Here is a 13,709-nt window from a genome sequence, read left to right on the forward strand (position 1 = left end):
TAGAATCATTAAAGACTATTGATTTCCCGTTTTAAGTCAAAGCTATCTGACGTAACGTGTTTCTCTAGTCGCTGTAATCGAGTTTCAAGTCCATTAAACTGGCGACTGACATCAAATAAGGCACGTTTTGCTGGCTCACCTGCTTGCCATACCTTCTTTTTAACTTCGATATCTTTGTGTTGTTCGTCATATTCTAATGCCTGTGGTTTAACATCGAGTATCATCCACAGCGCAATATAAATCACAAACACCACACCGGTACCACCAAGGAGAAATATCGATACCGCTAACACGCGCACTAACCAGGTTTCAAAGTTAAAATAGTCAGCAATACCCGAACATACTCCCGCTATTTTACCACTCTTAGGATTGCGGTATAGCGTACGACCGTTAGTTGTGCCCATGTTTCGCCCTCCACTCTGGTGAATCAGTATCTAAAATTGCTTCTAAGGTTTCTATGCGATGGCTCATTTTTTCAGCTTTCGCAATTAAATCATTAAGCTGGCCAAATTCTTCCTCTGTGAGTCCTTGGCTCACTTGTCGCTTACTGCGGTAGTGAAGAATCAACCAAATGGGCGCCACAATTACTAAAAATATGATAATTGGTGCAATAAGAAGATCCATGTCCATAACTCACCTCTGAAAAATTATTATGCTTTTGATTTAGGTTGTTTTTTTGCGTTTACTTTGGCTTTAAGTGCAGCTAACTCATCATTAACAGCATCTTCAGCTTCAAGGGCAGCAAATTCATCTGCAAGTGAATCTTTTTTACCTAAGTCATATGATTCTACTTGAGCTTCTAGGCCTTCTACACGGCGCTCGTATTGCTCAAACTTCATCATTGCATCATCAATTTTGCTTGAATCAAGCTGCTTTTTAACTTCTAAACGCGAAGTCGCAGTTTGCTTACGCATAATAATGGTCTTTTGACGAGCACGGGCATCATTCAATTTTTCTTGAAGTTGCGCGACTTCATCTTTTAAACGGGTGATATGTTCTTCAACGACTTGCAATTCCATTTCAAGTGTTTCAAGCAAACCAACGGTTTTTTGCTTTTCAATTAAGGCGGCTTTAGCTAAGTCTTCACGATCTTTCGATAATGCTAACTCTGCTTTGTCTTGCCAATCTTGCACTTGTTCTTGTACTCGACCGATACGACGAAGTAATTCTTTTTTCTCGGCCAACACTCGGGCTGAGGTTGAACGAACTTCGACTAGCGTGTCTTCCATTTCTTGAATGATCAGACGTACCATTTTTTCTGGATCTTCTGCTTTATCAAGTATTGCACTGATATTTGAATTAACGATATCTGCAAAGCGAGAGAAAATTCCCATAATATATTCCTCAAAAATTAACGTGGATGTCGCAATAGGTATTACACATTGCGTGCCAACTTTTAAAAACTAAACTATATTAGTGAGTTATACAAATATTTAACTTTTACTTTCATTTATTAACTAAGCCATCTATTATGATTTTCACCAATTATTAGTCTAATTCACTAACAATTTTGCGAGTAAGCCACTGTGAGCAAACAATACCAACAAGATAATCTCATCGGCCAGTCTAATGCATTACTCGAAGTATTAGAGCATGTGTCTAAAATTGCGCCCCTCTCAAAACCGGTACTTATCATTGGTGAGCGCGGCACAGGTAAAGAGTTAATTGCCGAGCGGCTACATTATTTGTCAGCGCGCTGGGATCAAAGCTTTATTAAGCTTAATTGCTCATCGTTAAGTGAAAACTTACTTGAAAGTGAACTGTTTGGCCATGAGTCTGGTGCATTTACCGGTGCAAAAGGTAAGCATGAAGGCCGCTTTGAGCGAGCCGATGGTGGCACATTGTTTTTAGATGAGCTGGCCAATACCTCAGGGCTTATTCAAGAGAAACTATTACGGGTCATTGAATACGGTGAGTTTGAGCGTGTCGGTGGCAGTAAAACAGTACAGTCTGATGTGCGACTCATTTGCGCAGCCAACGAAGACTTACCGTCATTAGCCGACAGCGGCGAATTTAGAGCCGATTTATTAGACCGCTTAGCGTTTGATGTAATTACCTTACCGCCGCTTCGCTGCCGTACTGAAGATATTATGCCTTTAGCACAACACTTTGCCGTGAGTATGGCCAGACAACTCGGGCTTGAATATTTTGGCGGATTTGGCGCCATCGCCATTGAGCAACTAATGATGCATAATTGGCCCGGTAATATCCGCGAATTAAAAAACGTGGTTGAACGCAGTGTGTACCGCGAAGGCTCTGAAGGCCAAGAAATTGACCAGATTATTTTAGACCCTTTTGCATCACCTTATCGCCCAACGGGTCGAGTTAAAACCCGCGAACGCCAAGTGCAACCAGTAGAATTGCCTGCAGCATCTGTCGATACAGACGAAGAAACTCTGCCAGTTCCTCTTACTCACAGCAATATTGAGTTTCCGATAAACTTTAAAGAATACACTGAAAATGCAGAAATAGACTTGCTGCAACGCGCTCTAGCTGAAGGGCAATACAACCAGAAAAAAACCGCAGATTTATTAGGATTAAGCTACCATCAGCTCAGGGGCATTTTGAAAAAGTACAACTTGCTAGACAAGTCGTAAATGAACTCATGCATCTGCGATTGCTCAGCTCGTATGAACACTGTTAAAATGAACCCTCAAAGTCGAAAAAAAATGATCACACCATGCCTGTTATAGTAAAACGCTGGTATCAGCTGATTTCCTTATGTATTTCTAGCACCTTGCTGGCAGCATGCGGACAAGCACAATTGCCTTCTGGGTTAGTATATTGCAGCGAAGGTAACCCTGAGACCTTTAATCCCCAGCTAGTCACCTCTGGCACCACTATCGATGCGACTTCACACCAAATCTATAGCCAGCTAGTGAATTACAGCCAGGCCAAAACGGAGATAATCCCAGGGCTGGCCACGCAATGGTCAATCTCAGAAGATGGTCTCAGTTACCAATTTACCTTACGTGAGCATGTGAGTTTTCATAAAACGAGTCGCTTTGCCCCATCAAGGGACTTTAATGCTGACGATGTGTTGTTTTCGTTTAATCGTATTATTGACCCATTACACCCTTACCATTTAGTCAGCAGAACCGGTTATCCGTTTTTTCAAAGCATTGGTTTTGATAACCTTATCGAGTCGATAGAGAAGGTAAATGATTATCAGGTAATCTTTCATTTAACACGTAAAGATGCGTCATTCTTAGCTAATTTGGCCACCGACTTTGCGGTCATTTTATCTGCCGAATACGGTTATCAATTACTGACCCAAGGCACACCAGAAGACATAGATTATTATGCGGTAGGCACTGGGCCGTTTCAGCTTACTCAATATGTCAAAAATGAATATATTCGCTTTAAGAAGCATCCTGTATATTGGGGCCCCACGGTCGAACTTGACCAGTTAGTGTTTGATATCACTCCAAGAAGCACGTCACGAATAGCTAAACTCATTACTGGAGATTGCAGCGTATCGGCGTTGCCTAAAGCGGCCGAATTAACGGTTGTGGCTGAACATCCCGATGTGGTGGTTGATGCGAAACCGGGCTTAAATGTGTCATTTTGGGCATTCAACACTCAAAAGCCACCATTAGATGATGTCCGTGTAAGACGTGCACTAGCCCATGCCATTGATAAGAAAAACATTCTCGAAGCGGTATACAACGACACTGCTGTTGAAGCCACAGGCGTATTACCTCCGGCGTCGTGGGCCTATTCTAAAAACTTATCACCGAATGAATATAACCCTCAAAAAGCCATTGAGCTGCTCAAACAAGCTGGGATTAATAAGTTATCCATTAATGTATGGGCAATGCCGGTTGCACGAATTTATAACCCAAGCGCGCTGAAAACTGCTGAACTTATCCAAGCTGATTTAGCTCGAATAGGCGTAAAGCTTAATATCATTAGCTATGATTGGAGTGTATTTGTTCAAAAGCTATCTGCTTCTAACTACGACTCTGTCCTAATTGGTTGGAATGCCGATAACAGTGACCCTGATAACTTTTTTACGCCATTATTAAGTTGTGCAGCACTGGCCTCGAACAATAACCGTTCTCGCTGGTGTCATAAAGACTTTGAACATTTACTCACCCAGGCGCAAAGTGTTACCTCACAGCCAGAACGCAAAGCATTTTATCAGTCTGCTGAAGCCATTATTAGCGATCAAGTTCCTATGGTGACGTTAGCCCATGCCAAAAAAGTAGTGTTGAAAAAGAACAATATTACTGCAATGCAAATTCGCCCTTATGGTGGAATTTCATTTGCCAAGGCAATACAAACAACAGAGGAAGGCGAATAAATGTGGCGTTATTTTTTTAGACGCATCACCCTGTTTTTGGCGACCTCTTTGGTGATGATAGCGGTATTGTTTATTGCTACAGGGTTATTTCCAGCCAATAAAGCCTATTCGTTGTCGGGAATTCAATATCCTACCGCTGAGCAGCAACGCCAAATTGAAGCCGACTATCAACTTAATGATAATCAACTATTGCAGTTTACCGCTTATCTTCGCCAACGATTGTCAGGTAATTTAGGCATTTCAAGCAATTCACAGCAAGCGGTAGCCGATGAATTAGCGTCGGTGTTACCCGCATCGCTTGAACTGTCACTTTTTTCAGGCTTCATTGCAGTGGTTTTTGGTGTGCCTTTAGGGGTAGTTGCAGCATTAAGCCGTAACAAAGCGCTACAGCACAGTATTTTAGCTTTTACTCTAACCGGTTATTCTATCCCGGTATTTTGGCTAGGACTCACGCTCGCCATGTGGTTTGGGGTAAATTTAGGCTGGCTACCCATTTCAGGCCAAATCAACTTATTATACGAAATAGAACCCGTAACAGGGTTTATGCTAATTGATACATTAATGTCAGAGTCAACGTATCGCATACCGGCTTTTCATGACGCGATATTACACTTAATTTTACCCGCGGTAACACTCGCGTTACTGCCATTTACACTCGTGGTTCGTATTACACGCCAAGCTGTCATTAATGTGATGAATCAAACTTACATTCGTGCGGCTGAAGCGCGCGGATTACACACATTTAAAATTTTAGTCCGCCATGCCATGCCCAATGCTTTAATTCCGGTACTAAAGAGCATTGGCTTAATGCTGGGCTCATTTGCCAGCTATGGCATCGTGGTTGAAGTGATATTTTCATGGCCTGGTGTCGGCAGCTGGTTAGTGTCAGGTATTTATCAGCGCGACTATACTGTGATTCAAGCAGGTATCTTATCTGTGTCGTTATTGATTATCTTTTTAAGTATTTTAATTGACTTAATGCACACTATAATCAATCCGATAAGTAGAAAGGACTTATATGCCGCGCATTAAAATCTACCACGAAGACCATATCGAATCGCCCATGTGGCGCTTATGGAACAGCTTCTCGGCAAATCCATTTGCGGTGATTGGCTTATGGGCCGTGATTTTTTTATTGGTTCTGACCATTTTTGCACCGCTTATTGCCCCTTACTCTGCAGAAGCACAAGACCAGCAAGTCTTGCTATTACCGCCGTCTTGGGATCCTGCTGGCAGTGTTGAACACTTTTTGGGTACCGATGATTTAGGCCGTGATATTTTTAGCCGTATTTTACATGGGGTACAACTGACTTTTGGCATGTCATTACTGATTGTGGCAGTGTCGTTATTTTTTGGATTTATCATTGGCTCTCTATCAGGCATGATGCGCGGCATCAAATCGAGTGTATTAAGCCACTTGCTTGATGCGCTACTTTCTATCCCTTCACTACTGATGGCCATTTTAGTGGTTGCGGTGATGGGGCCGGGACTGAACAATGTATTTTGGGGTGTCTGTATTGCAATGATCCCGCAATTTGTGCGCTCCATTCATCAAGCGGTTCACGAAGAGCTACAAAAAGAATACGTTACCGCAGCAAAATTAGACGGTGCCAATTCGTTCCAGGTTTTTTTGTATGTCATTATGCCTAACGTTTGGGATGTAGTGATTATTCAGGTCACAATGGCAATCTCTGCAGCCATACTCGACATCGCGGCACTGGGTTTTTTAAATTTAGGCGCCCAGGCGCCAAGCCCAGAATGGGGCGCCATGGTGGCACAAGGGCTGGATAATTTATTACTTGCGCCCTGGACAGTGACCATACCTGGAGTGACCATTTTATTTACGGTGTTGTCGGTAAATTTAGTCGGCGACGGTTTACGCTCAGCTCTTGCGCCAATAAGAAATTAACTATGCCATTACTCGACGTGCGTAACCTTACCATCGAACTTGATACCCCACAGGGTAGAGTCAAAGTACTCGAAAAAGTCAGTTTGACCATCAATCCCGGTGAAATTCATGGTTTGCTTGGTGAGTCAGGCTCGGGACGCAGCTTATTTGCAAAAGCGATTTTAGGGGTACTTGGCCCTAATTGGCACATCTTTGCAGATCGAATGATGTGGGACGGCCGCAACTTACTTGAAATGACAGCCAAAGAACGACGTTGTTTAATGGGCTGCGACATGGCAATGATATTTCAAGATCCTTCAGGCAGTTTAGACCCAGTTAAAACCATTGGCAGCCAACTTATTGAAGCCATGATGCCCAATAAGAACGTGCCCTTTTGGCGACGTAACCGCGATACTTATTTAAATGCACAAAAGTGGTTACATAAAGTAGGCATTAAAACCCCTAAAAAATTGATGACGTGTTATCCATGGGAGCTTTCTGAAGGCGAATGCCAAAAAGTCATGATTGCCATGGCGGTGGCTAACCATCCAAAATTGTTAATTGCCGACGAGCCAACCAACTCAATGGAGTTAAATACTCAAGCGCAGATTTTTAGGTTGTTATCACAGTTAAATCAATTGCAAAATGTGTCGATATTGCTGGTAAGCCACGAACTTGAAATTATGGTGAATTGGTGTGATAACCTAACCATTCTATACAGCGGTCAGGTAATGGAGTCGGGCCCTGCTGCGGCGATGGCCGAGCAGCCTTTTCATCCTTATACCCGGGCATTGTTGAAAAACTTACCCGACCATACCCAAAAAATGCGCCACAAAGCAGATTTACCCACATTGCAAGGGTCGTCGCCATCAATGCAGCACTTACCTGCTGGATGTCGTCTCGGTCCACGCTGCCCAGAAGCACAACGTAAGTGTGTAAAACAGCCACATCTTGAACACATAAAAGATCGCTATTTTGCCTGCCATTTCCCTTATCAAAGTGAGCAAGAAGATGACGACGCCATTGCTTAAAGTCACCGATTTAAGTAAACAATACTTAACCGGTTATAAACGTTTCAAACCACAATACTATCAAGCTTTATCACCAATATCATTTGAGCTTGGTCGCGGTGAAACGATGGCAATTGTCGGCTCAGTGGGCTCTGGTAAAAGCACCTTAGCTCGCATTCTAGTGGGTGCTGAACGACGCAGCGGTGGTGACATTTTCTTTGAAGGTGAAGCATTAGAAACTCGTAACCAGAAACAACGTTGTCGCTTAATTAGGATGATCTTCCAAGATCCAACCACCTCGTTAAATCCACGCTTATCGATTGGTAACTTATTAAAAGAACCTCTGCGCTTTAATACCCAACTGAGCTCAAATGAACGTAAAACGTTGGTTTTTGAAACACTGCGTAAAGTAGGACTGTTGCCAGAGCATGCCGATTTTTATCCGCATATGGTGTCTGAAGGTCAAAAACAACGTGTTGCGGTCGCGCGGGCATTAATGCTCAACCCTAAAATTATTATTGCTGACGAAGCATTAACAGCATTGGATATGTCGGTACGTTCTCAAATCATTAACCTACTGTTGAAGCTACAAAAAGAGTTGGGCTTATCGTATATTTTTGTTTCACACAATCTGAATATCATCCGCCATGTCAGTGATAAGATTATGGTGCTACAAAATGGTCAAATGGTGGAAAAAACCACCACTGAAGCACTGTTTAATTCCCCTCAGCATGAGTACACACAACGCCTGATCCAAGAGCAAAGTCAATTTATGCAACGACGCTAAACTGCTCCAACCACTGCGGTTTTGCCCTGTTTTTTGCAAAAATCAGTGCCATTTAGGCGTCGAACTAATTATCCTAGAGCCAATGTTAAAGGAAGAAACCAAAATATGATTATTAAACCTAAGATCCGTGGCTTTATTTGTACAACAACTCACCCTGTTGGCTGTGAAGCGAATGTCAAAGAGCAAATTGAACTCACTAAAGCCAAAGGCAAAATAGCCAATGGCCCTAAAAAAGTCCTCGTTGTAGGCTCTTCTAGTGGTTATGGCTTGTCATCACGTATTGCCTCAGCATTTGGTAGTGACGCTGCGACTATCGGGGTGTTTTTTGAAAAACCAAGCTCAGAAACCAAACCTGGAACGGCTGGTTGGTACAATACAGCGGCATTCGATAAATTTGCCAAAGCTGAAGGCTTATACTCTAAAAGCATTAACTGTGACGCCTTTAGTCATGAAGCTAAGCAACAAGTCATTGAGCTGATTAAGCAAGATTTAGGTCAAATCGACATGGTGGTGTATTCATTAGCTTCACCTGTACGTAAATTACCAGACACTGGCGAAGTCATTCGTTCATCACTAAAACCAATTGGTCAAACCTACTCTGCAACAGCAGTTGATACCAATAAAAATGCCATTATCGAAACCTCGGTAGAGCCAGCAACTGAGCAAGAGATTGCCGACACTGTAACCGTAATGGGTGGACAGGATTGGGAATTATGGATGAGCGCATTAAGTGATGCTGGCGTTTTAGCTGACGGTTGCAAAACCGTGGCTTACAGCTACATTGGTACTGAGTTAACCTGGCCAATTTACTGGCATGGTGCGTTAGGTCAAGCCAAGATGGATTTAGACCGTGCTGCTCATGCGTTAAATAACCAATTAGCTGCAAAAGGTGGTTCAGCTAACGTCGCGGTACTAAAAAGTGTCGTCACTCAAGCCAGCTCAGCCATTCCTGTGATGCCACTGTACATTGCCATGGTATTTAAAAAGATGCGTGAAGAAGGCCTTCACGAAGGCTGCATGGAGCAAATCTACCGTTTGTTTACCGAACGTTTATACCGTGAAGACGGCCAAGCCCCTGTGGTTGATAGCGAAAATCGCTTGCGTTTAGACGATTGGGAATTACGTGAAGATATTCAGCAACATTGCCGCGATTTGTGGCCACAAGTGACCACTGAAAACTTGAGCGAATTGACCGATTACAATGAATACAAAGAAGAGTTTTTAAAACTGTTCGGTTTTGGTATTGATGGTATCGATTACGAAGCTGATGTCGATCCTAACGTTAAATTTGATGTTATTGAGCTGTAATTATCAACTAGTCTCTCGTTAATTCAAGCCAGTTAACAAAAGCCGCAATGCACTGCATAGCGGCTTTTTTTATACTAGATACCACACGCCCGCCAATACTTATCTTCTTTGTATGCTCGCTTGCTACTTGCCGTAAAGCCATTTACTCGGACTCACAGCTTTTATGTTTGAGTTTAATCAAACATAAAAAAAGGGTTAAGCCAGATGGCTTAACCCAAAGTAACGCAAGGGATAAAAGATGGAGTGTTACGGTTTACTATTTTTTCTCTAAAGCATGCTTAGCAGCATTTTCACCTGCAATACGACCAAACACAACTGTGTCAGCAATCGCATTACCACCTAGGCGGTTAAAGCCATGTAAACCACCAGTCACTTCGCCTGCAGCAAATAGACCAGACATTTTCCAGCTTTGTAGGTTTAATACGTTCGCATCAGTATCTACTGCTACACCACCCATAGTGTGGTGAATACCAGGTGCGACTTTTACAGCGTAGAAAGGAGGCTTAGTTAAGTTAAGTGGCATATCGTCACGACCAAACGCGTCGTCTTTACCCGCTGCTTGATACTTATTGTAGTCACTTGCAGTTTTAGGTAATTTGCTCATACCAGTGATTTTAGCTAGCTCTTCGATAGTGTTACCTTTACTTAGCATGCCTAAGTGATCATAACCACGTACCATTTTCTTCTTAGCAACAAGCTGCTCGTCAAATACTAACCAAGCATATTGATCTTTTTGCTTTAAGATGGCATCAGATGCACGGTCACGAGTGGTTAATTCATCGATGAAACGCTCACCATCAGTGTTTACCATGATTGCGCCAACACCACGTACGGTTTCAGAGATTAAGATACGGCTGTCTTTACCGATGGTAGGATGCGCTTGAACCCAGTCAATATCAGTCATTGACGCACCAATTTCTTTAGCCAGTAATATACCGTCACCCGTTGCGGTTACGTTGTTAGAGCTGGTCATGTCTTTCATTGTTGGACGGTAGTAAGCAATCATTTCTTTGTTCATGCCATAACCACCGGTTGCTAGTACGACAGAATCTGCAGCAACCATATTGTAACCAGAGTGACGACCGTGAACCACAACACCGGCAACTGACTTATCGTCATTTAAGACAATTTTTTCAATTCTAGAGTTTACGCGAACATCAATGTCACGCTCTACTGCGGCTTTACGTAATGTGTCAATGATGTGTGGCCCTACTGACGCTCCACCTGATGGACGGTGAGTACGTTCAACACGAGCACCACCAGAACGTTTTAAGTCGTTCATGTTTGCGCCTAAAGACTCAAGCCATTTAACAGCACCTGCTGACTCTTCTGCTAAGATTTGAACTAATTTAGGGTCATTTTTGTAACGACCACCTTTCATCGCATCTTCGAAGTACCATTCAACTTTGTCTTCAATGCCTTTTTTCTTCTGCTGTGGTGTACCAACGGCGTTAATACCACCAGCAGCTAGCATTGAGTTACCACCTGTGTATGCTGCTTTTTCAAATAAAACCACTTTTGCACCGGCCATTTTGGCAGAGATAGCAGCGTTAAAACCAGCAGAACCTGCACCGACAACAATCACATCAACGGTTTCTACAGGGCCTTTATCAATGGCTTTTTGGATTTTGTCTTGATCCCAAGCACCGTCCCACTTCTTCTTCGCTTTGGTTTCTGCAAAAGGCATTTCCATTTCGAAGTTGTGGCAGTTGTTACAAGTTAACTGAGGCTTATCGTGACCAGAGTGGCAAGACGTACAGTTAATGTCACCAAGGTGAGATGTGTGTGGATCAAAATGTAATTTGTCATTTGCGAGTTCAGCATAATCACCATGGCATGATTTACACTGGGCATTTTCATGAGTTTCGCTGTCGCTCACTTTTAACGGTTTAGTGTGGCATGACTGACAGCTGTCCATTTCGGCATGAAATGACGCTAAGTTGTCAGACTTCGCCACTGCAGCACCAGAAGATAGCATCATCACCGCCATCGCTGAGACTAAGTATTTTAGTTTCATTGTTCGTTCCTTTTCTTATTTAGATTTTTACTTGCTGTTGTTGAGTGCAAGATTACCCACAAAGAGATATCAAAACTTAGACGCACATCAAACTTGGAATTTGGTTAAGTTATTGTGAAACCCTGTTCAGTGTTTCTTAAAATGCTGCTTAAAAATTCGGGCTGTGACCCACGTTCATGTTCCCCCTAAAGTTAATCTTTAGCATTAGCCCATGCTTTCAACACAACAAGAAAGCCCACTCATTCCAAAAACATTAAATTAATGAGAAGAGATGACCATGAACACAAAAAATCATTACTATCAGTAGCTTTGCTTTCAGTCCTATCAGTAACCTCAATCAGTGCGCTAGCTGATTCACCTACTGGGTATGGCCGTTTAGACATTACATTAACCAATTCAGAGCATGGTTTTACCACGCAGAACAGAAAAGAAGGCACCGTTTTAGAGAACAACTTTAGCCGTGTGGGTGTTAAAGGAAGTGAGAAAATCAATGATGATTACGAACTACTTTATCAGATGGAAGTGCAAGTCAACGGCGCTACAAATGAAGGTGATGATGAGGTATTTAAATCAAGAAGTACCTACTTCGGCATAGCATCAAAAACGATGGATACCGTATTGGTCGGTCGTAATGACACGGTAATGAAATCATCTAAAGGTAATGTTGAAGCATTCGATCTTACCAACGCGGCCTATAACCGTATGATTGCCAGCCAAGACAGAAAAGCAGACGGTATTACTTATTACTCACCAACTATTGCTGGCGCATTTACTATTAACGGAACTTATTTAGTCGATGACAACTACGAAGGCAGTGATGAAACCCAATATGCTATCAGTGTGATTTCGGGTGACAAAAAACTCAAAAAACAAAATTATTATGTAGCAGGTGCGTACAATACTATCGGTGGTGTTGACGCCTACCGTGCTGTTGGCCAAGTTAAAATGGGCGACTTTAAAGTGGCCTGTTCTAAAACACAGAAAGCCAAACCAACGCTGACAAAGAAGGTAATTCGTACTTTTTTACTGTGACATATGATTTAAATGGCGTTGATTTAAAAGTCGAGTACGGCCGTGACGAAGCTGGATTTGGTAAATTCATCAAATACAACTCAGAAGTAGCATCTACAGCTGATTATAATTCAGCAACTGATGTTGAAGTGACCTCATTGGTATTTGGTGCTGAATATAAATTATCAAAATCAACCATGCTACAAGTGCATTACGCTATGTATGACGGTGAGTACCAAATCGACAACTCAGGTACTGTTATCGACTTGCAAGACGATAACATTGCCACTGTTGGGGTAAGATTTAACTTCTAATCTCAAACATTATATACCGCTCCCCGCAAAGCCAGGTTAAACAATTGATTACTGTTTAAGCTGGCTTTTTATAACGCAAATACGTTGGGAACTTGCTCTTGCTAACGTTTCTAACATTTTCACTAACCTTTGTGTGCGAGTGCAAAATGTGCGAGGTATACTTTGTATATCAACCATTACCGATATGCTTATGCGAATTACTTTAAAACAACTAGCTATTTTTAAAGCCATCCATAATTGTGGCAAATTTCTAAAGCAGCGAAAGAACTACATATGTCAGTGCCAGCCGTCAGTATGGCGCTGCGTGATTTAGAAGACTCATTGGGCAGCCGCTTGTTTGAACGCTGCAGTACTGGACTCACCATTAATGACAATGGTGCGGTTATTTTACCTTACGCCAATGAAATGCTGTCTAAAGGCAAAGAATTAGAACATGTATTCGCGCAAGGTGCGGCCATTAGAGGCACGATTAAAGTCGGTTGCAGTAAAACCGCAGGGAATTACGTATTATCACGCAAGATCCCATTATTTAAACAGCAACATCCTTCTGTTGATGTAAAATTAGTCATCAATAACAGCTTAACCATTGAACAAATGGTCGCCGAAAAAGAACTCGATCTTGGCTTTGTTGACGCCAAACCTGTGCATAAAAATTTATCCCATGAGGCTTGGTTAAAAGACCGCTTGTGTATCGTCACGGGTGTTAACAATCCATTAGTGTCAGAACTCATCACCAGTGAATTACTGTCACAGCAATTGTGGGTCATGGATGAAACCATCTCGGTGTCACGACTCAGAAATACTCAATTACTCCAAAGTGCCAATATTACCATTAACCAAGAACTGTCAATGAACACCATGGGAGCGATAAAACGGGCAATCGGCACCGGGGTTGGCGTGAGTGTGTTACCACTTTTAGCCGTTGAAGAAGAAATCATTCGAGGCGACTTAGTCGAGCTGCCTCTAAACTGTTGGGACTATTCTCGCCATTATTGGTCAATTTTTCGCTCTGAAGCACCATTAGACCGCTTAACCCGAGAGTTTTTAGACTTTAGCCTACCTAAATGA

General features: G+C 42.5%; 14 protein-coding genes. 10 read left to right on the forward strand and 4 right to left on the reverse strand.

All coding sequences use genetic code 11. The annotated features are described in order from the left end of the window. Nucleotides 1-8: 8 nt before the first annotated feature. From pspC to pspA, 3 genes are read right to left on the reverse strand one after another with little or no spacing between them, the layout of a single operon-like run. Nucleotides 9-404, reverse strand: a complete 396-nt coding sequence (gene pspC, locus IEY48_RS08225) for an envelope stress response membrane protein PspC (protein ID WP_188919167.1) — start codon at nucleotides 402-404, stop codon at nucleotides 9-11. Then, entirely contained in the window at nucleotides 391-630 is a 240-nt protein-coding gene (gene pspB / locus IEY48_RS08230) for an envelope stress response membrane protein PspB (RefSeq protein WP_188919169.1), read from the reverse strand. The genes pspC and pspB overlap by 14 nt, the downstream gene beginning before the upstream one ends. A 20-nt stretch (nucleotides 631-650) precedes the next feature. Continuing rightward, nucleotides 651-1,334 carry a phage shock protein PspA gene (gene pspA, locus IEY48_RS08235; RefSeq protein ID WP_188919171.1) on the reverse strand — a complete coding sequence of 228 codons (684 nt, stop codon included), beginning with the start codon at nucleotides 1,332-1,334 and terminating at the stop codon, nucleotides 651-653. 192 nt (nucleotides 1,335-1,526) lie between these two features. On the opposite strand from pspA, the gene pspF reads away from it, so the two are divergent. From pspF to fabV, 7 genes are all read left to right on the forward strand, one after another. After that, entirely contained in the window at nucleotides 1,527-2,597 is a 1,071-nt protein-coding gene (gene pspF / locus IEY48_RS08240) for a phage shock protein operon transcriptional activator (RefSeq protein WP_188919173.1), read from the forward strand. A gap of 83 nt (nucleotides 2,598-2,680) precedes the next feature. Beyond that, nucleotides 2,681-4,306 carry an ABC transporter substrate-binding protein gene (locus tag IEY48_RS08245; RefSeq protein ID WP_188919175.1) on the forward strand — a complete coding sequence of 542 codons (1,626 nt, stop codon included), beginning with the start codon at nucleotides 2,681-2,683 and terminating at the stop codon, nucleotides 4,304-4,306. After that, a complete protein-coding gene (locus IEY48_RS08250) occupies nucleotides 4,307-5,338 on the forward strand; it encodes an ABC transporter permease (protein WP_188919177.1) in 1,032 nt (343 codons plus the stop codon). Further along, on the forward strand, nucleotides 5,325-6,215 hold the full coding sequence (locus IEY48_RS08255) for an ABC transporter permease subunit (RefSeq protein WP_188919179.1): 891 nt from the start codon (nucleotides 5,325-5,327) through the stop codon (nucleotides 6,213-6,215). The genes IEY48_RS08250 and IEY48_RS08255 overlap by 14 nt, the downstream gene beginning before the upstream one ends. Nucleotides 6,216-6,217: 2 nt before the next feature. After that, entirely contained in the window at nucleotides 6,218-7,225 is a 1,008-nt protein-coding gene (locus tag IEY48_RS08260) for an oligopeptide/dipeptide ABC transporter ATP-binding protein (protein ID WP_188919181.1), read from the forward strand. Then, on the forward strand, nucleotides 7,206-7,991 hold the full coding sequence (locus IEY48_RS08265; protein WP_188919183.1) for a peptide ABC transporter ATP-binding protein: 786 nt from the start codon (nucleotides 7,206-7,208) through the stop codon (nucleotides 7,989-7,991). Before IEY48_RS08260 ends, IEY48_RS08265 begins: the two co-directional genes overlap by 20 nt. A 105-nt stretch (nucleotides 7,992-8,096) precedes the next feature. Then, entirely contained in the window at nucleotides 8,097-9,299 is a 1,203-nt protein-coding gene (gene fabV / locus IEY48_RS08270) for an enoyl-ACP reductase FabV (RefSeq protein WP_188919185.1), read from the forward strand. A 256-nt stretch (nucleotides 9,300-9,555) separates the two neighbouring features. Here the strand turns inward: fabV and IEY48_RS08275 are convergent, their stop codons facing one another. Further along, complete coding sequence (locus IEY48_RS08275; RefSeq protein ID WP_188919187.1) at nucleotides 9,556-11,316, reverse strand: flavocytochrome c; 1,761 nt, start codon at nucleotides 11,314-11,316, stop codon at nucleotides 9,556-9,558. 309 nt (nucleotides 11,317-11,625) lie between these two features. Here IEY48_RS08275 and IEY48_RS08280 point away from each other — a divergent pair, with 309 nt between their 5' ends. The 3 genes from IEY48_RS08280 (at nucleotide 11,626) to IEY48_RS08285 (ending at nucleotide 13,709) form a co-directional block, all read left to right on the forward strand. Beyond that, nucleotides 11,626-12,348: a porin gene (locus IEY48_RS08280; protein ID WP_308424893.1), complete on the forward strand. Its 723-nt coding sequence runs from the start codon at nucleotides 11,626-11,628 to the stop codon at nucleotides 12,346-12,348. After that, entirely contained in the window at nucleotides 12,345-12,641 is a 297-nt protein-coding gene (locus IEY48_RS20580; protein WP_308424894.1) for a porin family protein, read from the forward strand. The genes IEY48_RS08280 and IEY48_RS20580 overlap by 4 nt, the downstream gene beginning before the upstream one ends. A 273-nt stretch (nucleotides 12,642-12,914) precedes the next feature. After that, nucleotides 12,915-13,709, forward strand: coding sequence for a LysR substrate-binding domain-containing protein (locus tag IEY48_RS08285; RefSeq protein ID WP_229786370.1), 795 nt, complete (start codon nucleotides 12,915-12,917; stop codon nucleotides 13,707-13,709).

It is taken from the genome of Shewanella saliphila (assembly GCF_014648295.1).
GTDB lineage: Bacteria > Pseudomonadota > Gammaproteobacteria > Enterobacterales > Shewanellaceae > Shewanella > Shewanella saliphila.